Below are 24,262 nucleotides of genomic sequence, written 5' to 3' on the forward strand. Positions count from 1 at the left end.
ACCCCTATTCTAGAATAGTCCTACAATGGTTCCATCTTCTAATAGATCAATATGATTGGCAGCAGGTATTTTTGGAAATCCTGGCATCGTCATAATATCTCCTGTTAAAACTAATAAAAATCCAGCTCCTGCTGAAACTTTTATATCTCTTACAGTAATGGTAAATCCTTTTGGTCTTGCTAAAAGCTTTGGATTATCTGATAAAGAATACTGAGTTTTGGCTATACATATAGGCATTTTATCTAGCCCTAATTTTTCGTACTTTTGAATTTCCTTTTGTGCTTTAGGTGTAAACTCGACACCATCTGCTCCATAGATTTCCTTGGAAATAATACAGACTTTTTCTTTAATAGAAAGATTGCTGTCATAAAGAGGTTTAAAATTTGATGAATTGTTTTCGCACAAATCTACAATTTTTTTAGCAAGAGATATACCTCCCTCTCCTCCTTTAGCCCATACATCTGATAATACTACATCTACTTCTAAATTTGCACACGCTTTTTCTATAAACTTTAGTTCAGCTTCTGTATCAGTAGGAAATTTATTTATGGCTACTACTGTAGGAACTCCATATTTTTTAATATTTTCTATTTGTTTTTCTAAATTTCCAAATCCTTTTTCAAGAGCTTCTAAATTTTCTTCATTTAAATCATTTTTCAAAACTCCTCCATGATTTTTAAGTGCTCTTGCTGTAGCTACAATGACTGTGGCATCAGGCTTTAATCCTGCAAATCTACATTTGATATCAAAGAATTTTTCTGCTCCTAAATCTGCACCAAATCCTGCTTCTGTCACTACATAATGACAAAGCTTTAAAGCCATTTTTGTAGCAATTACACTATTACATCCATGAGCAATGTTAGCAAAAGGTCCTCCATGTAAAATAGCTGGTGTATTTTCTAATGTTTGTACTAAATTAGGCTTAATTGCATCCTTTAAAAGAAGAGCTAAAGATCCAGTAGCATTTAAATCATTTGCTGTAACAGGCTCATCATCATATGTGTATCCTACAATCATTTTTCCTAATCTATTTTTAAGATCTTCAATATCATCACAAAGGCATAATATAGCCATAATTTCTGATGCTACAGAAATATCAAATCCATCTTCTCTAGGAACTCCATTCATTTTTCCTCCAAGGCCAATTATAATATTTCGAAGGGCTCTATCATTCATATCTAAGCATCTTTTCCATGTGATTTTTCTTGGATCTATATTAAGCATATTTCCTTGATGTATATGATTATCTAATAAAGCTGCTAATAAATTATTTGTAGTTGTAATAGCATGAATATCTCCTGTAAAATGAAGATTAATATCATCCATAGGAACTACTTGAGCATAACCACCTCCAGCAGCTCCTCCTTTTACTCCAAAAGATGGTCCTAAAGATGGTTCTCTTAAAGTCGTAATTGTCTTTTTACCTATTTTATTTAGTCCCATACTAAGTCCTACATTGGTAGTAGTTTTTCCTTCTCCAGCTGCAGTAGGATTAATAGCAGTAACTAAAATTAGTTTCCCATCAGGTTTATTTTTTCTTTTTTTATATACATCTAATGAAATTTTTGCCTTATACTTTCCATAAAACTCTAAATCATCCTCTTCTAGTCCCATTTGTTTTCCTATTTCTTTTATAGGTAGCATTTTGGCTTCTTGTGCAATTTGAATATCTGTTTTCATATAAGTCCTCCATTCCTTCGAATTTTAGTAAATTGTACCATATTCTAAACTCTTGGGCAATGGAGCTTATGTAAAATACTCAATTTTTGCATTTTTAAAATATTTCATAATCAAATCAGATAAGTAATTTTTTATTTCTTCTGCTTCTTCCTTTGGATAAACATATTTCATCCTGCCGTATTTTCCATACTTCAATTTTCTTTTTTCTTCATCCATATCTAATTTCGTATTTGGATAACGATTCAAAATAATTTCTTTTGCATTTTTGGTAAATCTATGCTGTATGAGTTCAAAAGTAATAGAATCATTCTCTACAAAATGTATATGTTCATAAAGACTTTGTATTAATTTTTCATATTCTTCTTTCCAATTGGTATAAATCATAATAGGTGCAATAATAAATCCTAGTGGATATCTAGCTTTTCCTACTTTTTCTGCAGCCTTTAATCGATCTTGTAAAGAATCTGTATTATGCTCAAAATTATGACTTACATAATCTGAATTAATAGAAAAGCGAAATCTAGTATTTCCATTATGCTTTGCATCAAGAATAGAATCTACATTTGAAAATTTGGTCACTACTCTTAATTTTCCATGTGCGTTTTTTCCAAAATATTCAATTGTTTCTCTTAAGCTTCCTGTAATATGCTCTACAGCTAAAGGATCTCCCGTACTAGCTACCTCAAACACTGTTGTATTTGGAGCTTTTTCGTTGATGTATTTTTCAATGGTATTAAAAATTTCATCTGTATTTACATATACTCTTACATAGGGCTTTTTCCCTTGAGTTGTATAAAGATAACAATACTCACAATTTCCTGGACAATTGGTCATAAGGGAGAACTGATAATCTGCTGAAGGCTTACACACCTCTAGTTTTAAGCTTTTTTTTGTTCCTACAACTAATGTTTTTTTTGCATTGGCAAACTTCTCTTTTGCTGTTTTTCCTGGAATATCTCTTACTTGATTGTGAGAAGTAGTTTGTAAAATAGGAATATTATGTTCTTTACAAAATGACAATATTCTTTTGCCGATAGAAAATTCCATGGCAACAGGTTCAAAATATACTCGATCTGGAATCCAAAGGTTTGTCATATTATTCCTTCTTTCAATAAAAATTTTTTCGTTGCACAAGAAAAGGGTAACTTAATAGCTACCCTTTTCTTATGATGAGTTGTGGGTGGGAATAAGGTGCATTTAAAAGTTCAAAGACTTTTAAATGGAATGGATTTTCTTACATCTTAATTTTTTCCAACTTTTTGTTTTTTATACATGTTTTAAAAATTTTTCTTTAGGTATACATACTATGTATATGATTGTTTTGTATGCTTATATATAATATAATAAAATTATTAATATATGAATCAAATTGAATGTTTAGGAGGAACCGTTATGAAGGGTACTGTAGTATCTACTTGGGTAAACAGTCTAGAAAAATTATACGGAAAAGAAATTGTTCAAAAAGCTACACAATCAGTAGGCTGGGACAGTGATAAAGTCATTACTCCTTTAGAAGATATTCCTGATGATGAACCTATAAAAGTTATAGAATCTATAGGAAAAATCACTGGAAAAACATCATCTTCTATATGGCATGAATTAGGAAAAAACAATATCGAAACATTTCGTTCTTGGTTTCCATCTTATTTTGAAAGATATAGCCTAAAAAGCTTTTTGATGATGATGGATCATGTCCATTCACAGCTTACCAAAATGATAAGTGGTGCAAAACCTCCAAGGCTCATTGCAAAAGAGGTAGGCCCTAAAAAAATTGAAATTTTATATCAATCCAAACGCGGAATGTTTGATTACTTCTTAGGATTATTAGAAGGAAGTGCTTCTTTTTTTAACGAAAAAATAGAAGTAGAACATCTAGAAAAAGGACAACAAAAAGATGGTACTCAGTATATGAAGGTACATATTACTCTTGAAAAAGATAATAAAATGAGCAAAAAATATAAAATCAATCATCTTTTATCTTATGGTTTTATTCAAAGTGTCCCTGTAAAAATTGCTTTATCTATAGCTGTACTTACTTTTATTTTATTATTGATTCCATTTGGAAATACTTCACTTTTAGGTTCTATTATAAAAACTCTTCTTATAGGAGGTATCTCATTTTTTATAAGTAGTATTGTTTTATCTCCAATAAAAAATGTTCAAGAAGAACTAACTAAATTGTCTGATTTAGATTTTGAAGGACATGCCCAAATACAAACTGGAGATGAATTTGAGAATTATATAGAATCTATTAATCAAATCAAAGAAAATATTCAAAAGGATTTCCTATTTTTAAAAGGGGGAACAGATGATATGCACAATTTCATTGTGAAATTTTCTACTGTTGCCAATGAAATGAAAGGTGTATCTGATGGAATATCAAGTTTAGTTCAAGAAGTAGCCAACGGAGCTGTTCATCAAGCTGAAGAAACAGAAAGTTCTGTGCATACTCTCAATGATAATATAGAAACACTCAATCATTTAGCAGAACAAGAAGCAACTAGTAAAATTCAACTTGAAAAAGCAGTAGAAGATATTCGTAAGTCTTATGGAGAAGTACAAAATGTAGCTAATAGTTTATTACAAATGAAAAATGAATTTTCTATTGTGAATCAACAAGGAGAAGATTTATCGAATCGAGTTCAAAATATTATCGATATTGTCACTACTGTAGAACAAATATCTGATCAAACTAACCTTTTAGCTTTAAATGCAGCCATAGAAGCTGCTCGTGCTGGAGAAATGGGAAGAGGATTTACAGTAGTAGCGGAAGAAATTAGAAATCTTGCAGAGGATTCTAAAAATGCAGTAAAAACCATCAACCAAAACCTTCAAGTATTTACAAATGATGTAAAACAGATGATTGAACAAGTAACTCATCAATTTTATAATCTTGAACATAATAATAAAATTTTAGATACAGTAGCAATAGATAATGAGAAGGCAACCAATGAAATTACTATTGTATCCAATCAAATTGTTTCTTTAGTAGAAGCTCTATCATCTGAAACTCAAAAGATTTCAAGTGTATTCCAAAATATACATTCATTAGCAGCTATTGCAGAAGAAAATTCTGCAGCAACACAAGAAATGAGTGCCAATGTTATAGAATATTCTAGTAAAATCAAAGATCTGATGGATTATATTGCTCAACTTGAAATATTAGCAAATAGCTTAAGAGGAGAATTAAAAAAATATAAAATATAAAATATAATATTTAGAATTCCATATTTTATTTGTTTATACAATAATTTACACATTAATGTGTAAATTATTTTTTTTTGAAAGGTAATACTATCATCGAGGTGATAAAAATATGAAAAAAATATTGATCTTTTTCATTCTTTCAATTTTTGTATTAACAAGCTGTACAACTCCACAACAAAAGCCTAAACCAAAGCCCTTAACTTCATCAATTTTCGAAAAAGGACAAGTCAAACAAATTGAAGTTACAAAAGACAATGCAACTTGTAGGTCAGGACAAGACAAAAACTCTCCTATTGTAAAAAATCTCTCAAAGGGAGAAATTTATGATGTCATAGGAGAAATGGGAAATTCTTATATTATTGAAACAGAAGATAAAAAAGTAGGAACTGTATCTTCAGACGACGCAAAACCTCATCTACAGCCTACAAGAGCTACACAAGAACAAACACCCACAAGAACTACACAAGAACAAACACCCACAAGAGCTACACAAGAACAAACACCTACAGACACGGTAGGACAACTTACTTCCAATGAAGATGAAATACTTCGTCTTTTAAATGGAGAACGGACAAAACAAGGTCTAAAACCACTTCAATTAGACTTGCAGGTTACCAAAGTAGCTCGACTAAAATCACAGGATATGATTGACAATAATTACTTTAGCCATAACTCTCCAACCTATGGTAGTCCTTTTGATATGTTAAAACAATTTGGTGTTGAATATGCATATGCTGGTGAAAATATCGCTGGAAATCCATCTGTTCAAGATGCTCATACTGCATGGATGAATTCTAAAGGACATAGAGAAAATATTTTAAATCCTAATTTTACTCATGTAGGTATTGGTGTAAAGAATGGTGGTAAGTACGGCAAAATGTATACACAAATGTTTATAGGGAAATAAAAAAAAATCTCTCCATACATGAGAGATTTAAAAAGAGGAAAAATTTCTGAAAAACTAGACCATTTTTCATAATATTAAATAAAACCCTGCTTTTAGGCAGGGTTTCACTTACGTATAGTTATAAAACATTACGCATTACCTCCCCACCGAAGGTAGCAATATTGACAATAGGCAGGTCTCCTGACTCATGAATCATTCTACTCCCTTTACCTTCCCGTTTTCACAGTGGTTTCAAAGGTTTCGTCATCATTTACAGTAGCGGGGGCTGTGTCGGTGTTTCACCGAACTTCCCTATTAAACTTAAGTAGTACCTAATGTACAAAATTTTCAATTTGTTATTATTATACTATAATTTCTAATACTTGTCAAATTTTTTGAAATACATTCTCATTTCTCTATTCTTGTTACGTTTTTAAATTGTAAATCTCCACTTTTATCTTCTTTAAATTGAAGAGTTGCTCTACATTTTTCTTTTGTTTGAGGTAAAACCATATGAAAATTATGGATTTGTCCGTCTTTAATAATAGTTTCTATCATTTCGCTTGTTACCTTTTGACCATATAGTTCTAAACTATTTTTCCATACAGTAAATTTACAATTTTTCTTCCAATAGCTACAATAAAAAGCTTTTCTATTTTCTAAAATATCTCCTTCTCTACAAGCTATACATTTTCCTAATGAATTTTTATTTTTTCTGTTTTCTTTATACTTTGTCGTTGGATATGAATTCATAGAATTTCTTCCCTTACTAAATTCTAATACTTTTTGTGTATTTTTCATAATATAAGCTTCTAATTTTTTCATATACTCATCAGACTTTATCTCTCCGTCTGCAATCATTCCAAGCCCCTTTTCCCAACTTGCAGTAAGTTCTGGTTTCAACAAAGAAGGAATAGACTTGCAAACTACATCATAGATCATCTCTCCCATTTGAGTAGGCGTAAGGATTTGTGTTTTTTTATTTAATTTTACATATTGAATTTTTTGTAATTTATTTAATATTTCAGCCCTTGTAGCACTCGTTCCTATTCCACTTCCTTTGATTTGTTCTCTTAATTCATCATCTTCAATAAGTTTTCCTGCATTCTCCATAGCCAAAATCATAGAACCAGAATTATATCTTTTGGGTGGAGTTGTTTCAGATTCCTTTATAGATATATCTTTAAATTTTATCTTTTGTCCTTTTTTTAACTTTTCTAGAGTTTCTATTTGATCTGCTTTTGATCCTTCACTTTTTTTATTTTCTCCTAATACTTCTAAATATCCTTCTTGTATACACACTTTAGAAGTAGTAAAAAAACGTTCTTCCTTTATTCGAGTCGTAATGGCTAATTGACTAAATACAGCCTGTGGATAAAATATTGCTAAAAATCTTCTTACTACAATCAAAAATATTTCTTTTTCTGTTTCTGCTAATTTATTAAAATTTCCTATTCCCTGTCCTGTTGGAATAATAGCATAGTGATCTGTAATAGCTTTATCATTTACATATTTTGTTTTTTCTAGTCCTTTATATAACTCTTCACCTACTATTTTTTGTACAAATTCGTTAATTTTTTCATCTTTTTTATCTAAATTACATGATTTTTTGATATTTAAAAGACCTTTTATATTTTTATGGATTTCTTTTGCTACAGCCTTTGACAAAACTCTAGCATCAGTCCTAGGATAAGTAAGCATTTTTCTTTCATATAGCTTTTGAACAACTTTAAGTGTTTCATCAGGACTTAATTTAAATTTCTTAGAACATTCATTTTGTAGTTCTGCTAAATTGTAAAGAAGAGGAGGATTTTTCTTTTCTTTTTTTCTTTTCACATCTTCGATGATCGCCATACATTCTTCATTATCTTTTTTTAGTTCTTGTATAAACTCTTTTGCATCCTCTTTTTCTTTAAATCCAATATCCTTAAATAATAAATTAGACATATAATATTTCGATCCTTCTAAAGACTTCCATTCTCCTTCATATTCTAATATTTCTTCAAATAAAAAGCTTGATAAAATCTTATAATAAGGAGTTTTTACAAAATCACGAATTTCTCTCTCCCTTTGAACAATCATTCCAAGTACACACGTCATAACTCTTCCTACAGCAATTACTACATATTTTTTCCCTAATTCCTTGCTCAATTGATTTCCATAGCAAAGAGTAAGTAACCTTGAAAAATTAATTCCCATCAAATAATCTTCTTTAGCTCTTAGATAAGCTGCGTCTGATAAATGGTCATATTCAGCTAATGGTTTTGCATTTTTTACACCTTTTTTTATTTCTTCCTCTGTCTGAGAATCAATCCAAACTCTTTTTTTTATTTTATTTACTTTTACCATATCATCTACTAATCTATATATATATTCTCCCTCACGCCCTGAATCCGTACACACATATATGGTAGATATATCTTTTCTCTTCATTTGAGTCTTTACAATATTAAATTGTTTTTGAACATTTTTTATGATTTCATATTTATATTCTTTTGGTAAAAATGGAAGATCTTCCAAATTCCATTTTTTATATTTCGGATCATACTTTTCTGGATAACTCATATTTACCAAATGTCCTACACACCAAGAAATAACTGCTTCATTTGACTCAATATAACCATCTTTTTTACTTCCTTTAATATTTAAAACTTTTGCAAATTCTAATGCCACACTAGGTTTTTCTGTAATATATAAAGCCTTGTTCATGTAAACACTCCACTTTCTATGCAATTAATAACTCATTCATCTATATGTTACAATAAAATATCGAGCATATGATATGCTCGATATTTTTATTTTTCATAGTCTTTCTTACATTATAACATAATTGTTATTGTTTTATTCTAACCCAAATTCTTTTACTAGTTCTTCCTTTTGTATTTTAGTAAGTTTTTTAAATTCATATTCTCTTTTCATAGCTTCTCTTTTAGTCTGAAATTGTTCATAATATACTAATTTTACTGGTAATCTCGCTCTAGTGTATTTACTACCTATTCCATTATTATGTACATCTACTCTTTTCATAGGAGTGATCCCTTTTGTATATCCACTATATAAAGAAGTATCACTACATCGTACCATATAAGCAAAATACATCGTACCACCTCTTATTTATTATACTAAATTATTAAGGAGAAAGCTAAGCTTTCTCCTTAATATCCTAATTGAGCATAAGTTTTTTGATCTTTAGTCATTTTCTGTAAAACCATCCAAACTTCCTCTGCTTCAAATCCTCTTCTCCACGAACCCGTTCCAGCAAGATCATATTTTTTTATAAGACTTACTTTTAAAGCAATAGATCTTGGATCTTCAAGCCATATTTTATAGACCATATGATCTTCTTCATATTGAGCATAATATTGTCCTACTTCTTCATTCCAACTCACTAATGCATTTTTTTCTTCTATGATTTGTTTTGCATAATTCATGGAAATAGCCTTTGATTCTACTTTACCATCAAACTCTTTCCAAATCCTTGTATAAAAAGGCAATCCTAAAAGAATTTTTTCATTTGGAATAGATTCTAGACTATTTTGTATTCCCTTCTCTACCCATCCAATAGATGCCACTGATCCACTTACAGGACTACTAGCCCAATGTTCATCGTATGCCATTACTGCTACATAATCTACTATTTCACTTAAAGCCTTTCGATCATATACCTTAGACCATTGTTCACTACTAGATGGAACTGTTACATCAATAGATAAAACAATATTTTTCTCTTTTGTATATTGACTTAACTCTTTCATGAAATCTACCAAAGCTTTTTGATCTTTGTAATATATATTTTCAAAGTCAATATTGATTCCATCTAATTCATATAGATCTGCATAGATGAGTATCTGATCTATTACTTTGTTTCTTACATTTATATCATTTAATATAGTAGATGTCAGTTTAGGATCAAAGCTATTGTCTACAAGTCCCCATACCTTGTATCCCTTTTTATGAGCATTCATTACATATGCTTTGTCCCCTTTATTCTTAACCGTCCCCTGATCATCTATTATACTAAACCATGTAGGTACTAATACATCTAATGAATGAATCTTATCTTCTTGTGAAATATCCTTAGACTCTTCATGAATATATTCCCACGCAATATTTATATTTTTCCCATTTTTTGAAAAAGCCTTTCTTTCTACAGATATATTTTCTTTTACATTTTCCATATTCACAAAAGATTTATCTATAGATACAATATCTTCTTTATTGTGTTCTATAGATAATCCTAAAACCTTTTCTAATAATTTGATTGGAACATAATTATGATCATCTATTTTTTTTATAGGTATGTTGATATTCAGCTCATCGCCAAGATGAATATACACTCTTTTTTGCTCTGCATTTAATAATATATCTTGGTAAAGATGATCTTTTATAACTTCAAAGGACAAATAAATTTCCTTATTTTCTACAATTGGAGAAGAATACCCTTTTATTTCCTCATTATGAATCATAAGTTTCATTTCTTTATTTGTTCCCCATTTCATTATACCAATAAGACTTCCTACTATTACACTGGTAGCAAATATAAGAATGAAAATTTTCTTTGAGTATTTCATTTTCTACCCCCTTTTCTAATATAAAATCGCCCCCATAATTCCAGCAACTACAATTGCCAATATGGGATGTAGATTAACTTTTTTGAGTAAAAATAAAACAATAAGTGCAATCAATACACTTTTCATATCCAATAAAGCAGTTTTTCCAACAGATATTGCAGCACTTAAAATAAGTCCTAGCACAGCTGGTCTTATTCCCTTAAAAACAGCTTTAGTAGCTTTATTGTCTTTCATATTTGTAAAATATTTTGCTAAAATAATAATTAGAATAAAAGATGGAATCACAATTCCTATACTTCCAACCATAGCCCCTATAATTCCTTGCACTTTATATCCTACAAATGTAGATGAATTGATAGCAATAGGGCCTGGTGTCATTTGTGCAATGGCAATAATATCGACAAATTCTTCCGAGGTAATCCACTGATGATTGTATACAATTTCTTTTTCTATAAATGGAAGCATAGCAAGTCCTCCACCAAAACTAAATGCCCCAATTTTTATAAAAGTAAAAAATATTTTAACAATCACTTCCATGATCTTTATCTCCTTTGAACAATTTGTATCCTAAAATTCCTGAAAATATGATAATCAAAATAGGATGTATATGAAATACACTAATTCCAATAACACTAGTTAAAATCCATAGAATATAAAGCCTATTTGTAGGAATAGATTTAGATAGTTTTATCACTGCTACTAAAATTAAGGCTACTACAGCTGGTCTTATTCCTTTAAAAATTGCTTGAATCAAGGAAATTTTTTGAAATTGAGTAAAAAAAGTAGCTACTATTAAAATAATAATTACAGAAGGAAGCATAGTTCCTAAACACCCTATAATGCCTCCCCATATTCCAAAAAGCCTATAGCCTATATAAGTGGAAGCATTAATAGCCAAAGCTCCTGGAACAGTTTGAGATAAAGCAATAATATCTATAAACTCTTCTTCTTCTATCCACTTATTTTTTTCTACAACTTCCTTTTGGATCAGTGGAATCATAGCATATCCTCCACCTAATGTGAAAGTACCTATTTTTGCAAAAATAAGAAACATCTTTATCAATGGATTCATATATTTTCCTCTCTTTTTCTTTTTTATAATACATAAGAAACTATGGTTTATTCATAATTTCTATAATGTATCAAAGCAAAATTTACTTAATCAATCTTTTGATAAAATACTTTCTTCCTAAAATTGTATATGAGAACTATTTTTCTGTCAATTTTGTAGATATACAATTATTTATTTTTGTTTAGGACAGTAAATAGTTGGGTAAAATTAGTTTAGAATAAATTTTTTTATAATACATAAGTAAATTTGAAAGGAGAGCATTTTATGAAAAAATATGAATGTACACCCTGTGGATATATTTATGATCCTAAAGTAGGCGATCCAGATAGCGGTATTGCTCCTGGTACGGCATTTGAAGATATTCCAGATGACTGGTTATGCCCTGTATGTGGCGTTTCTAAAGATATGTTTGAAATTGTAGAATAGTTTCTAAAGAGCTTCCATAAATATATATGGAAGCTCTTTACATTATATATTTTATACATAAGTATATGCGACAATATAATGTAATTTTTTTATATTTATGATAGAATATTTGTTGGAATATTAGTATACCATAAGGAGGAGCATTATATGAAGATGAAATATAAAGCAGATTTGGCATTATTTGTAGTAACACTGACTTGGGGAATATCATTTATTCTTACGAAAAATTCTTTAGATGCCATGTCTACTTTTAATTTTTTAGCTGTTCGATTTTTTATTGCTGCTGCTAGCTCAGCAATTGTTTTTTATAAACGAATGTTAAATTTAGATAAAGCTACAATAAAATATGCAATATTCATTGGTATCATCATGTTTTTAGGATATGCATTACAAACCTTTGGGCTTAATTATACTACAGCTTCTAAATCAGCTTTTATCAGCTGTTTATCTGTAGTGTTTGTTCCTGTTTTTTCTGCTCTTTTATTAAAAAAGCTTCCTAATCTTCCTTGTATCATAGGAATTATTATTGCTACTTTTGGACTCGCTCTTTTAACCCTAGATGGAGAACTTTCTTTAAATATAGGAGATTTTTACACCTTTTTATGTACGTTTTGTTTTGCTTTTCAAATTTTAGCTATTTCAAAATATGCAGTAAAAGTCGATCCTATTAATCTTGCTATCTTACAAATTGCAGTCGTAAGTATATTAAGTGCCATTGTAAGCTTAATATTTGAAAATCCTATTATTCCTACAGGTACAAAAGTATGGACAGATGTTTTATTTTTAAGCTTTATATGTACTTCTGGTGCCTTTATTATTCAAAATGCTGTACAAAGATATACTACAGCTACCCATACAGCTCTTATTTTTACAGGCGAACCTGTCTTTGCCAGTATATTTGGATATTTTTTATTAGGAGAAATTTTAAGCTCTAAAGGAATGTTTGGAGGATTTTTGATTATTTTTGCTATGCTTTTAGCTGAACTAGGAGGAGAACTTACTTTATTTAAAAAAAGAAAAGATCCACTTCTTTAAGATATATATAAATTTCTTATATAAAAACAATCACTATAAAAATTTATAGTGATTGTTTTTGTTCAAATTGAAAACCATTAACTTCAAAAATTTCAGTAATAATTTTCCATATTTCTTCTTTTCCTTCTCTACTTGCTGCTGACACAGGAATTAAAATATCATCTGAAGTCATATTTAATTCTTTTTTAATCATTTGAATATGTTTTTGTCTTTGTCCTCTTTTAATTTTATCAAGCTTAGTTGCAATGACAATTCCATTAAAGCCTACAGATTTGATCCACTCATACATTTGTTTGTCTTGAATAGTTGGTGTGTGCCTAATGTCTACAAGTTGAAAAACTTCTAATAAATTTTCTCTATGATTTAAATAGGTTTCCATCATTTTTCCCCATTGCTCTTTATGAGCTTTAGACACCTTTGCATATCCGTATCCAGGTAAATCTACAAATCGAAATTCTTCATTAATACCATAAAAATTAATAGTTTGAGTTTTACCTGGACTTGAACTCGTTCTTGCAAGCTTTTTTCTATTTAATAAAAGATTGATTAGTGATGATTTTCCTACATTTGATCTGCCTGCAAAAGCAACTTCTGGAACCTCTATGCTTGGATATTGTTCTTTTTTTACTGCACTAATAATAATTTCTGCACTTTTAATCTTCATTTTTTTCTTCCTTCCGAACCAATGCATGCTCTAATACTTGATCCATATTTTCAATGAGTATAAATTCTATTTTTTTTCTTACTGGTTCTGGTATTTCTTCTATGTCCTTTTGATTGTCTATAGGAAGAAGTATTTTAGTAATACCTGCACGATTTGCTGCCAATACCTTTTCTTTAATTCCTCCTACTGGAAGAACTCTTCCCCTTAATGTAATTTCTCCTGTCATAGCTACATTTTTATCTACAGGTATTTTTGTAAGCTCTGAGATCACTGCTGTTGCCATAGTGACCCCTGCTGATGGTCCATCTTTTGGAATGGCTCCTTCTGGAATATGAAGATGCATATCTAACTTTTGATAAAAATCTTCTGGAATATGAAGATCATCAATTTTAGAACGAATATAACTAATTCCTGCTTGTGCAGATTCCTTCATCACATCTCCAAGTTGTCCTGTAAGAACTAGTTTTCCATTTCCTTTCATCGTTGTCACTTCAATAGATAAAGTTTCTCCACCCACTCTTGTCCAAGCTAAGCCTGTAGCAATACCTATTTCATGATTTTCTTTAATTTTTTCATATCTATATTTTTTACTTCCAAGATAATTAACTAAAGTTTTAGTGTTGATTCGAACAATTTTTACTTTTTCCTCAACAACTCTTTTTGCTGTTTTTCTGCAAAGAGTTGCTATTTTTCTTTCTAAATTTCTTACTCCTGATTCTCTTGTATAGTAATTAATCACATCTCTTATAGTTTGTTCTGATATTTGCAAATCATTTTCTTTCAGTCCATGCTCTTTCTTTTGCTTTGGTAGCAAATATCTTTGTGAAATTTTTAATTTTTCTTCTTCTGTGTATCCTGATACCTCTATAACTTCCATACGATCAAGAAGTGGTCTTGGGATAGTTCCTAAACTATTTGCAGTAGTAATAAACATGACTTTTGAAAGATCAAAATGAACTTCTAGATAGTGGTCTGTAAATTCTTTGTTTTGTTCTGGATCTAGTACTTCTAAAAGAGCTGAAGCTGGATCTCCTCTAAAATCACTACTTAATTTATCTATTTCATCAAATAAAAATACTGGATTTTTAGATTCTGCTTCTTTCATAGCAGACATAATTCTTCCTGGGATTGCTCCTACATAAGTTCTTCTATGTCCACGAATCTCTGCTTCATCTCTTACTCCTCCTAAAGACATCCTGACAAATTTTCTATTTAAGGATCTGGCAATAGATTTTGCAATAGAAGTTTTTCCTACTCCTGGAGGTCCTACCAAACAAAGAATAGGTCCTTTCATTTCCTTTGCCAATTGTCTTATAGCAAGATATTCTAGTATTCTTTCTTTTACGTCTTTTAGTCCATAATGATCTTCATCTAATATATTTTTTGCTTTTTTTATATTAATAGTATCTTTCGTTTGTTTTGCCCATGGAAGATCTAGTATCCAATCTACATAAGTTCTAATGACTCCTCCTTCTGCTGAATTTGGAGACAATTTAAAAAGCCTGTCCAATTCTTTATTTACTTTTTTTTCCACATCAGAAGGAAGTTTTGCTTTTTTTATTTTTTCTTTATATTCATCTACTTCTTCGTATAAACCTCCTTCTTCTCCTAATTCTTCTTGAATGGCCTTTAATTGTTCTTTTAAGTAATACTCTTTTTGTACTTTATTAATTTGTTTTTTCACTCTGCTATTAATATCTTTTTCAATTTCTAATACTTCGATCTCTCTTAATAATATTTTGTATAAAACTTCTAATCTATCTTTAGGATCAAATGCATCTAATATTTCTTGTTTTTGCTCAATCTTTAAAACCAGGTGAGAAGCAATTACATCTGCAAGTCTTCCAGGCTCTTCTATCTCTGTGATATTCATAAATGCTTCAGGAGAAGTACGATTGCTAAGACTTACATAATCTTCAAAAGAATTAATGACAGTCCTCATAAATGCTTCTAATTCTTTGCCTATTTCTATTTCTTCTTCATAAATTTGTTCTTCTACTTCACATTTGAAATATGGCTCTTCTGATACAATTTCTATAATTTTTGCTCGGCTTACACCTTCTACCAATACTCTAATAGCATCTCCAGGAAGCTTTAACATTTGTTTAATCTTAGATATAGTTCCTACTTGATAAAAATCTTCTTGTGTTGGATTATCCTTTTCCGCTTCTTTTTGGGTAGTTAAAAACACCATTTGATCATTGATCATTGCTTCTTCTAAAGCACTAATGGATTTTTCTCTCCCTACATCAAAATGTAATACCATATATGGAAAAACTGAAAGTCCTCTTAAAGGAATCAGGGGCAATTCATGTTTTTTCATTTTTTTGTCTACCAAAATCATCAACTCCTCATTATGTACACTGATATCGCTTATTTTTTGTAATTTCAAAAAATTTATTCTCTTATATGTATCCTATGTACTTATTTTCAAACTCTTTCTTATAGTACATTATTATATAGAAAGAGGGTTTTTTTTTCAACGTTTTTCCATAATGATAAAATTTTTTAAAAATAAAATGGACAAAGCTTCATGATCATACATATAATTTTACAAAAGAGGAGGTGTATAGATGCATTGTTATCCATCTAATTATGATTTATTCTTAAGATACCAAAGATGTCTTTATCATGTCCTACAGCTTCAATATATTAATTATCAACAATATCAACAATTAAAACAATATCCCCCTTTTGCTACTCTTTCTGAACAAGAATTAGAAAAAATAAAACAATTAGAAAAAGATTTAAACAATAAATATTATTTGATTGCATTTGAACGAACAGTTAAAAACCTTATGAATAAACTTTATATGTAAACAAAGCCACCCAAACGGGTGGTTTCATCATTTTTTATTTCTTTTTATATAAAGTAAGTTCTATTTTATCTTGTGTAAAATTCACTTCCCCTTTATCAATCATCATCCCTATCAAAGTAAGTTCTGTATCCATATCACAAGCTCCTGCAAGCTCCCAATAATATTCTTCCATCTCTTCTTGTTTTGGAGCTTCTAAATATCGAATCAACTCTTCTATTCTATTTTCTTGTCCTTTTGTATAATTACTTTTTAGAAAAATCTTATAAAACTCCTCTTCATCTTTTAAATGAACTTCAATATCTGTAGCACCTATTAAGAAAAAATAATTTAACATCTCGTCTACAATCTTACTGATCCTTTGTTTAGTGTGTTTCATGATCAATCATCCCTTCTTGTCTAAAAGCTTGAATGACAGGTAGTAATACTGCTGCTACAATACCTGCGGCAAAACCATTATTATAAAGATTTAATCCTCCATGCAAAATACCTACATTTAATACTACTGATGAATGAATAAAACCTGCTAAAACACCATATTTCCATCCAAATTCTCCTGCAATAGGAGCTAGTGACGTTCCAAATAAAGCTGCAAGCAAAATAGAAGCATCATTTATACTCCACATTTTTGTAAGAGCTCCAATATAAACACCTATCCATATAGGAATAATATTTTTAGAGTGTTTTCCAAATGCTCCAAATCCTGATACTGTCAAAATTCCTCCAATAGTAGGTCCATTTAAATCTCCTCCTACTAAAAGAATATATATAGTTGATAATAAACCATTTATACCCATATTTATTAAGGTAGGAGCAAATCCCTCTAACAATATAAAGTCTGTAATCAATCTTCCTTCATATTTCATAATATCTTTTACTCTTTTAAAAGATTTATCATTAAAGTAAAATCCAATACAAATCATAGATGAAAACATAAAAAATAAAAATACAGATAAAATTTTATTATTTCCTGTAGTCCATATAAATTGCATATGTGGTTCAAATCCATATGACTTAAATACAGAAACAAATATAGTTCCAATCATTCCTGCTGTAAAACCTATATTATATAAGTCAAATCCTTGATGAACCTTCATCATATAAGCAGATAACGGTGGTAAAATAAACCCTATACTGACTCCAACTATACTTCCAATCACTATTCTTCCATAAATAGAAAAATGAGTATAAAAAAACATTTCTGTAACTATAGGTGCCATAGCTGTTCCAAATAAAGCTACATAGATATATTTTAAAAATTTATCCTTTTGTACTTTTGCATATAAATAGACACCCACTACAATAAACCATACATTAAATAAATTTTTACCAAAAAAACTAAAACCTAGTATTAAAAATAAAGAAGCCATAGTAGCTCCACTAAAATAAATTTTAAAATGATATAACATCCATACAAATATAAGTGTTAATAGTCCTGAATTAACAAAAGCAGCTCCCATACCTCCTACTCCAATATAGTCTGTAATTAAAGTATCTGGTTGTAGAATAATTTTATAAATTCCATTTAATATGTTTTGAGGAGAATCTACCAATAATCCAAATACTATTAAATACATACAGTATCCTGCTGTAATTAAATATCTATTTTGATTGCTTACCTTATATTTTTTTATAATAGATTCTGTTTTATCAAATTTCATACGATACACATCTCTCCTTTTTATAGATTTTTTATTGTATATCTCTATTTTCTTTGATTTAATCTATATACTTTGATATTAACAGATTTTATTCATTTTTTAAAGTTTTTCTTCTATTATTATATATAATTTCGTTTTTTCTTTATATTTTCAATTTATTTTAAAGTTGTTTTTTTATTTCTTCTATTATATTTTTGATACAATCTTCTTCAAAAGGAGATTGTATTTTCCCTATATTTACAAGTTCTAAAAATGATTTGCTACCTCCTACTTTACATATATTTATGTAATTTTTCCATGCACTTTGAAAATCTTTTTTAGATTGAATAAAAAACTGTAATGCACAAATTCCTGCTAATACATAATCAATATAATAAAATGGATTTTTAAAAATATGTCCTTGTTGATGCCAATAAGCTCCGTGTTTTAAATACTCATTTTCTCCATAGTTTCTATAAGGAATGTATTCATTTTCTAATTTCATCCACAAATATTTTCTCTCTTTCATAGAAATATTTGGATTTTCATAAATATAGTGTTGAAATTCATCTACTAATGCTCCATAAGGAATAAAATGTAAAAATTCTCTTAAATGAACTTGTCTATATTCATCTGCATTTACAAAAAAATTATCCATATAAGGATATGTAAAAAATTCCATACTCATCCCATGAATTTCACATGCATCCAATGTTGGAAAATTATATTCAGAAATGAAATAATCTCGACTTAAATACATTTGAAGAGCATGACCTGCTTCATGGGTAAGTACATCTATATCATCTGCTGTTCCATTAAAATTTGCAAAAATGAAAGGTGTTTGATAGTTTTTTATATAAGTACAAAATCCAGCAGGAGATTTTCCTGTTTTACTTAATACATCTAATAAATTATTTTTGATCATATGTTCAAAAAAGCATTTTGTTTCCTTCGATAAATCCTCATACATTTTTAGTCCTTTATGTAAAATTTCATCTGCATCTAACTTTAATTTTACGTTTCCTTCTTTAAAATAAATAAGTTCATCATAATAATATAACTTATTTAACCCTAATCTTTCTCTTTGTTCTTCTCTTAATTTATTACTCAAAGGAACAATATATTTTTTAATTTTATGTCTTAAATTTTCAATCATCTCTTGATTATAATCTACTCTCAGCATTCTGTCATAACCTAATTGTACAAAATTTTTATATCCCATACTTTGAGCCATTTGATTTCTTATTTTTACCAATTTATCATACATTTCATCAAAACATTTTTCATGTTTCATAAAAAAATTATATTTTTGATCTACACCTTTCTTTCTTGTATTTCTATCTATATCCATTTGAAATGATCTCATTTGAGGTAGAGTTTGATATTCTCCTTTAAAATATATTTTTGCTGAGGATAATAGTTTTGTATACTCACTCATCAACTGATTTTCCATCTTAAGATCTTTTAAAATTTTAAAAGATACTATATTTTTTTTCATATGAGCAATTTTAAAAAGTTGACTTCCCCATTTCTTTTCTAAGTCATTTTTATATTTTGCTCTTGTTAACGCCTTATAATATTTTGAAACTAAATTTTCATAAATAGGAGTATATTCATCAAAAAAATTTTGTTCTTCTTTATAAAAACAATCTTTTGTATCTATACAATGACGAATATACACAATAGTTTTCATACTTTCAAATTCATTTCTTAATTGATTGATCTTTTGTAAAAATCTATCTTCTTCCTCAAAACTTTGTGCATCATGAAATTTTTGAAGTAAATCATTAAATTTTTCTTCATACTTTTTTATATTTGGCCTTTTATAAATATATGCACTAAATTTCATTTCCTCACCATCCTAAATTTATTCATTTATATAATTTACTAAAGAATAAAAAGCCCCAATCTTAAATTGGGGTTATTTTTCAAATTTTAGATCTTTTATAGAATTCTCTTTAATTCTTGGGATTCCAAATACAATTGCAAGTATTACACAAATACCCATTAAATAAGGATAATATAAATATCTCATAATAGACAAAGATGATATTTCAGCTACACTAGCTGCAACTAAAAGTTGGGCTCCATAAGGGATAATCCCTTGACAAAAACATGAAAAAGTATCTAGCAAACTTGCTGATCTCTTAGGATCAATATCATATTTATCTGCAATATCTTTTGCAATAGGCCCTGCCATTACAATAGCAATAGTATTATTAGCAGTGCAAATATCTACAATTCCTACCAAAAGAGCAATTCCAAGTTCTGCCCCTTTTTTACTTTTAATCCTTCTTGTAATAAATTCAAGTAAAAAATCTATTCCACCATTATACTTAATAACTTCTACCATACCTCCTATTAAAATAGATATGATAATAATTTCAGACATACCCATAATTCCTTTTCCTACAGCTTGGACAAAACCCCATATATCAAAAGCATGAGTATACATACCAACTACTCCTGCAAATAAAGTTCCTCCTACTAAAACAATCATTACATTAACTCCTAATAAGGCTCCTATTAAAACTGCTAAATACGTACATACCTTCAATAAACTATATTCATAGTTTCCATCTAGAACCATATTTCCTACATTTTTAGATGCAAATAAAATTGCGGTCATAATTGCAGCTGGCATAACAATAAAAAAATTCATCTTAAACTTATCTCTCATTTGACATCCTTGTGTTCTTGAGGCAGCGATTGTTGTATCAGAAATCATTGAAAGATTATCTCCAAACATAGCTCCACTTACAACTGCTCCTAATGCAAGTCCCATAGGAATTCCAGTTTTTTGTGCAATTCCAACTGCCATAGGAGCAAGTGCTACAATAGTTCCTACAGAAGTACCTACAGATAGAGAAATAAAACATCCTATTATAAAAACTCCTGCAATCAGTATATTTCCTGGCAATATACTAAGACCTAAATTTACAGTTGAATCTACTGCTCCCATCTCTCTTGCTACTTGAGCAAAACCTCCTGCTAAAATAAAAATAATACACATTAAAATAATATTTGGATTTCCTGCTCCTTTGCAAAACACTTCTACTTTCTCATGAATGCTGGTATTTCTATTCATGCCAATGGCTACAATACTAGCTACTAAAAAAGCTACACTTACAGGCATTTTATAAAAATCCCCTATAACAATAGATGTTGCTAGATACATTATTAGAAATACCCCTAGCGGAATCAATGCCCATATATTTCCTTTTTTTTGATTTCTATTCATTATTCTACCTCCTAACTTTTAATAAAAATTCGCACTAAAAAACTCCTTGCAGATAATGCAAGAAGTCATCTTCCATTCTTATCTGTCAGGTAATACCTGATGGAATTAGCACCACAGAATTAAATTCTAGGTTGCTGGGTTTCATAGGGCCAGTCCCTCCACCTCTCTGGATAAGATACTATTTAATTTTTTCACTGTTGATATTATATGAAAGTTTTAAAATAAAGTCAATAGAATTTACAAGTTGTTATTATTTACTATTTTTCCTTCACATCTATATATTTTAAGCCCTTGATTCATAAATTTATCCTCATATTCTGTTGTAACATTTTCAGTATCACTTTCTTTTAAATCTAATGATATATTTTTTAAATACATACATTCATTACTAAACTCATTTAATGAAAACTCAAATAATTTTTCATTATCCGTTTTAAAATGAATTTCACCTGTTTCTTCTAATATATTTTTATACATCTTTAAAAAATTATGGTGAGTCAATCTTCTTTTGGCCCATCTCTTTTTAGGCCAAGGATCACAAAAATTAATAAATATCTTTTGTACTTCATTTTTTTCAAAATACTCCTGTAGTTCTTTTGCATCTCCCCATATAAAAAGTATATTCTCAAGACTCAATTCATATGCTTTTTCAACAGCTTTTAATAAAACCTCTTCTTTCATTTCCATTCCTATAAAATTTACATTTGGATACATTTGAGCCAGAGTTGTTAAAAACTTTCCTCTTCCCATACCTAATTCTAAATAAATAGGATTTTCATTTTTAAATTTTTTTTTCCATTTTCCTTTATATAAAAAAGGATCTTGCATCACATAAGTACTATAACTAAGTAGTTTTTCATCTGCTCCTTTTTTCTTTCTTCTTCTCATATTATTCTCCTTCTTTTATTGATCAATCTATATTCATCATTATTCGTGCAAGCTCTTATAAACTTATATGACTATTTTATCATACTTGAAAAATATTTTTCATTAAATCTATAGGTGAAATGATATTTTTTATTTCTTCTTGGCTTTATTTCATATTATTTTGTAATGTATACATAATTGAAAATAATATACAAAAAATACGAGTATGCTATAATGAAATTAAGTATAATTTCGTTGCCATATTATGAAACAGTGTATCTATTTGTATATTATTTACATATAACTCAAATTTAACTTTTAATAAATTTTCAAAATTTTTATTAAGATTTTATTCTTATACTCATAATAAGGAGGGATACCAATGAAAAATTACAGTATCTTTGATATTATGGGACCTATTATGGTTGGACCATCTAGTTCTCATACAGCTGGTGCTGCAAGGCTAGCAAAAACTGCTCGAATTATTTCTGGAGGAAATATTGAAAAGGTAAAATTTTTACTTCATGGATCTTTTGCAAAAACATATAAAGGACATGGAACTGATAAAGCACTAGTAGCTGGTATATTACTACTAGATCCATGGGATGAAAGACTGAAAAATTCCTTTGAATTAGCAAAAGAAGAGGGTATTTCTTTTGAATTCATAGAAACAGATTTAGGCAATGTCCATCCCAATACAGTAAAATTTATGATTATCAAAAAAGATGGTTCTACTTCAGAAATTACAGGCTCTTCTATTGGAGGAGGAAACATTCTTATTTTTGATATTAATGGTACTTCTGTAGAATTTACAGGAAATAATCCTACTATTATTACTAAGCATAAAGATGTTCCAGGAGTTATATGGCAGATTACAAAAGTATTATTTGAAAAAAACATTAATATTGCCAATATGAAAGTTTATCAAAAGAAAAAAGGTATAGAAGCTACTATGGTCATCGAAACAGATGCTCCCTTATCTAATGAAGTGATACAAGCAATAAAATCCATATCTTTGATTGATGATGTAAAAATTATCAACCCTATGACGGAAGGAGAATAAATATGTTTGTAAATTCTGGGAAAGAATTGATAAATATCTGTAAAGAAAAAAAAATAACGATTTGGCAATATACTTTACAATCAGAATCAAAAGATAGTGGTTTAAATGAAAAAGATGTTTTTGAAAGAATGAGAAATTCTTTTAAGGTAATGGAAGCTTCTGCTGAAGAAGCTTTACATAAAGAAGTAAAATCTTATAGCGGACTCATTGGAGGAAATGCTTTTAAACTCAATAAATATGTCCAAAATAAAAAAACTCTTACAGGAGAATTTATGGTAAAAGCAATGGCTAGAGCTCTTTCTTGTTCAGAAGTAAATGCTGCTATGGGTAGAATTGTCGCCGCTCCTACAGCTGGATCTTGCGGAATTGTTCCTGCAACGATTATTTCTGCTGGTGAGAAATTAAATTTATCTGAAGATGATATGGTCAAAGGTCTTTTAACGGCTACAGGAATAGGTATGATTATTGCTAAAAATGCTACTGTATCAGGTGCTGAGGGAGGTTGCCAAGCAGAATGTGGATCAGCTGCTGCTATGGCATCAGCTGCTGTAGTAGAGATGATGGGAGGATGTGTATCACAGGCTTTAGATGCAGCTGCTATTGTAATTAAAAATATTTTAGGACTCGTTTGTGATCCTGTAGCAGGACTAGTTGAAATTCCTTGTGCAAAGAGAAATGCATCTGGAACTGTTTCTGCTCTTACTACTGCGGATATGGTCTTAAGTGGAGTACATAGCTACATTCCTTTTGATGATGTAGTATCTGCTATGTATGAAGTAGGAAAAAGTCTCCCATGCTCATTACGAGAAACTGCTCTTGGAGGAGTGGCTGCTACTCCTACAGGAGCAGCACTACAAAAACAAGTGTTTGGAGAATGATTCAATCTTCTAACAGATAGAGTATATCCTATTCTATCTGTTTTATTATTTATACACCAATTTTTCTTTTTCTACACATTTTTAGTTTATTCATCTACTGAATAAACTAAAAATGTTGAAACCTAACGAGTACAATGATAAAATATATAAATATTTTAATAAATGTAATCAAATCATAAAACTATTTATATCATTTTTAAAAGAACTAGAAAGAGG

21 protein-coding genes and 2 riboswitches are annotated in these 24,262 nt (G+C 29.3%); of the genes, 7 read left to right on the forward strand and 14 right to left on the reverse strand.

Annotated features, from left to right (window positions below):
- Positions 1-9 precede the first annotated feature (9 nt).
- Together EK368_RS07245 and splB are read right to left on the reverse strand one after the other, a co-directional pair.
- On the reverse strand, positions 10-1,680 hold the full coding sequence (locus EK368_RS07245) for a formate--tetrahydrofolate ligase (RefSeq protein WP_129597946.1): 1,671 nt from the start codon (positions 1,678-1,680) through the stop codon (positions 10-12).
- Positions 1,681-1,746: 66 nt separating this feature from the next.
- Positions 1,747-2,775 carry a spore photoproduct lyase gene (splB, locus tag EK368_RS07250; protein WP_129597948.1) on the reverse strand — a complete coding sequence of 343 codons (1,029 nt, stop codon included), beginning with the start codon at positions 2,773-2,775 and terminating at the stop codon, positions 1,747-1,749.
- A gap of 297 nt (positions 2,776-3,072) precedes the next feature.
- On the opposite strand from splB, the gene EK368_RS07255 reads away from it, so the two are divergent.
- Both EK368_RS07255 and EK368_RS07260 read left to right on the forward strand, forming a co-directional pair.
- The gene (locus EK368_RS07255; protein ID WP_129597950.1) at positions 3,073-4,887 is read left to right on the forward strand and encodes a heme NO-binding domain-containing protein; all 1,815 of its coding nucleotides are present in this window, start codon (positions 3,073-3,075) and stop codon (positions 4,885-4,887) included.
- 109 nt (positions 4,888-4,996) lie between these two features.
- Positions 4,997-5,794, forward strand: coding sequence for a CAP domain-containing protein (locus EK368_RS07260; protein ID WP_129597952.1), 798 nt, complete (start codon positions 4,997-4,999; stop codon positions 5,792-5,794).
- Positions 5,795-5,947: 153 nt separating this feature from the next.
- Positions 5,948-6,124, reverse strand: a riboswitch (cobalamin riboswitch).
- A 57-nt stretch (positions 6,125-6,181) separates the two neighbouring features.
- Here EK368_RS07260 and EK368_RS07265 read toward each other — a convergent pair.
- The 5 genes from EK368_RS07265 to EK368_RS07285 all read right to left on the reverse strand — a co-directional run bounded on the left by EK368_RS07265 (position 6,182) and on the right by EK368_RS07285 (position 11,416).
- On the reverse strand, positions 6,182-8,482 hold the full coding sequence (locus EK368_RS07265; protein ID WP_129597954.1) for a DNA topoisomerase: 2,301 nt from the start codon (positions 8,480-8,482) through the stop codon (positions 6,182-6,184).
- 132 nt (positions 8,483-8,614) lie between these two features.
- Positions 8,615-8,872: a GIY-YIG nuclease family protein gene (locus EK368_RS07270; protein WP_129597956.1), complete on the reverse strand. Its 258-nt coding sequence runs from the start codon at positions 8,870-8,872 to the stop codon at positions 8,615-8,617.
- Positions 8,873-8,928: 56 nt separating this feature from the next.
- On the reverse strand, positions 8,929-10,344 hold the full coding sequence (locus tag EK368_RS07275) for a glycosyl hydrolase family 18 protein (protein WP_129597958.1): 1,416 nt from the start codon (positions 10,342-10,344) through the stop codon (positions 8,929-8,931).
- Between the two features lie 15 nt (positions 10,345-10,359).
- The gene (locus tag EK368_RS07280) at positions 10,360-10,881 is read right to left on the reverse strand and encodes a chromate transporter (RefSeq protein ID WP_243109377.1); all 522 of its coding nucleotides are present in this window, start codon (positions 10,879-10,881) and stop codon (positions 10,360-10,362) included.
- Entirely contained in the window at positions 10,865-11,416 is a 552-nt protein-coding gene (locus EK368_RS07285; RefSeq protein ID WP_129597960.1) for a chromate transporter, read from the reverse strand. Before EK368_RS07285 ends, EK368_RS07280 begins: the two co-directional genes overlap by 17 nt.
- 264 nt (positions 11,417-11,680) lie before the next feature.
- On the opposite strand from EK368_RS07285, the gene rd reads away from it, so the two are divergent.
- Together rd and EK368_RS07295 are read left to right on the forward strand one after the other, a co-directional pair.
- Positions 11,681-11,842: a rubredoxin gene (gene rd, locus EK368_RS07290; protein ID WP_129597962.1), complete on the forward strand. Its 162-nt coding sequence runs from the start codon at positions 11,681-11,683 to the stop codon at positions 11,840-11,842.
- A gap of 147 nt (positions 11,843-11,989) precedes the next feature.
- The gene (locus tag EK368_RS07295; RefSeq protein ID WP_129597964.1) at positions 11,990-12,877 is read left to right on the forward strand and encodes a DMT family transporter; all 888 of its coding nucleotides are present in this window, start codon (positions 11,990-11,992) and stop codon (positions 12,875-12,877) included.
- 43 nt (positions 12,878-12,920) lie between these two features.
- Here the strand turns inward: EK368_RS07295 and yihA are convergent, their stop codons facing one another.
- Together yihA and lon are read right to left on the reverse strand one after the other, a co-directional pair.
- Positions 12,921-13,541: a ribosome biogenesis GTP-binding protein YihA/YsxC gene (yihA, locus tag EK368_RS07300; RefSeq protein WP_129597966.1), complete on the reverse strand. Its 621-nt coding sequence runs from the start codon at positions 13,539-13,541 to the stop codon at positions 12,921-12,923.
- Positions 13,531-15,885 (reverse strand): endopeptidase La, encoded by a 2,355-nt coding sequence (gene lon / locus EK368_RS07305; protein ID WP_129598031.1) that lies wholly within the window; start codon positions 15,883-15,885, stop codon positions 13,531-13,533. The genes yihA and lon overlap by 11 nt, the downstream gene beginning before the upstream one ends.
- 229 nt (positions 15,886-16,114) lie before the next feature.
- On the opposite strand from lon, the gene EK368_RS07310 reads away from it, so the two are divergent.
- Positions 16,115-16,360: a hypothetical protein gene (locus EK368_RS07310; RefSeq protein WP_129597968.1), complete on the forward strand. Its 246-nt coding sequence runs from the start codon at positions 16,115-16,117 to the stop codon at positions 16,358-16,360.
- A 34-nt stretch (positions 16,361-16,394) separates the two neighbouring features.
- Here EK368_RS07310 and EK368_RS07315 read toward each other — a convergent pair whose 3' ends face one another.
- From EK368_RS07315 to trmB, 5 genes are all read right to left on the reverse strand, one after another.
- Positions 16,395-16,736: a hypothetical protein gene (locus tag EK368_RS07315; RefSeq protein WP_129597970.1), complete on the reverse strand. Its 342-nt coding sequence runs from the start codon at positions 16,734-16,736 to the stop codon at positions 16,395-16,397.
- A complete protein-coding gene (locus EK368_RS07320; protein WP_202976443.1) occupies positions 16,723-18,018 on the reverse strand; it encodes a DUF1576 domain-containing protein in 1,296 nt (431 codons plus the stop codon). Before EK368_RS07320 ends, EK368_RS07315 begins: the two co-directional genes overlap by 14 nt.
- 160 nt (positions 18,019-18,178) lie before the next feature.
- Positions 18,179-19,846 carry a M3 family oligoendopeptidase gene (locus EK368_RS07325; RefSeq protein WP_129597972.1) on the reverse strand — a complete coding sequence of 556 codons (1,668 nt, stop codon included), beginning with the start codon at positions 19,844-19,846 and terminating at the stop codon, positions 18,179-18,181.
- 72 nt (positions 19,847-19,918) lie between these two features.
- Positions 19,919-21,241, reverse strand: a complete 1,323-nt coding sequence (locus tag EK368_RS07330) for a Na+/H+ antiporter NhaC family protein (protein WP_423243539.1) — start codon at positions 21,239-21,241, stop codon at positions 19,919-19,921.
- Between the two features lie 72 nt (positions 21,242-21,313).
- Positions 21,314-21,415: riboswitch (SAM riboswitch) on the reverse strand.
- A 60-nt stretch (positions 21,416-21,475) separates the two neighbouring features.
- On the reverse strand, positions 21,476-22,126 hold the full coding sequence (gene trmB / locus EK368_RS07335) for a tRNA (guanosine(46)-N7)-methyltransferase TrmB (RefSeq protein ID WP_129597976.1): 651 nt from the start codon (positions 22,124-22,126) through the stop codon (positions 21,476-21,478).
- Between the two features lie 361 nt (positions 22,127-22,487).
- Here trmB and sdaAB point away from each other — a divergent pair, with 361 nt between their 5' ends.
- The gene (gene sdaAB, locus EK368_RS07340) at positions 22,488-23,168 is read left to right on the forward strand and encodes an L-serine ammonia-lyase, iron-sulfur-dependent subunit beta (RefSeq protein ID WP_129597978.1); all 681 of its coding nucleotides are present in this window, start codon (positions 22,488-22,490) and stop codon (positions 23,166-23,168) included.
- 2 nt (positions 23,169-23,170) lie between these two features.
- Positions 23,171-24,046 (forward strand): L-serine ammonia-lyase, iron-sulfur-dependent, subunit alpha, encoded by an 876-nt coding sequence (sdaAA, locus tag EK368_RS07345; protein ID WP_129597980.1) that lies wholly within the window; start codon positions 23,171-23,173, stop codon positions 24,044-24,046.
- The last annotated feature ends 216 nt before the right edge of the window (positions 24,047-24,262 follow it).

Source organism: Anaerophilus nitritigenes (assembly GCF_004138215.1).
Lineage (GTDB): Bacteria > Bacillota > Clostridia > Peptostreptococcales > Thermotaleaceae > Anaerophilus > Anaerophilus nitritogenes.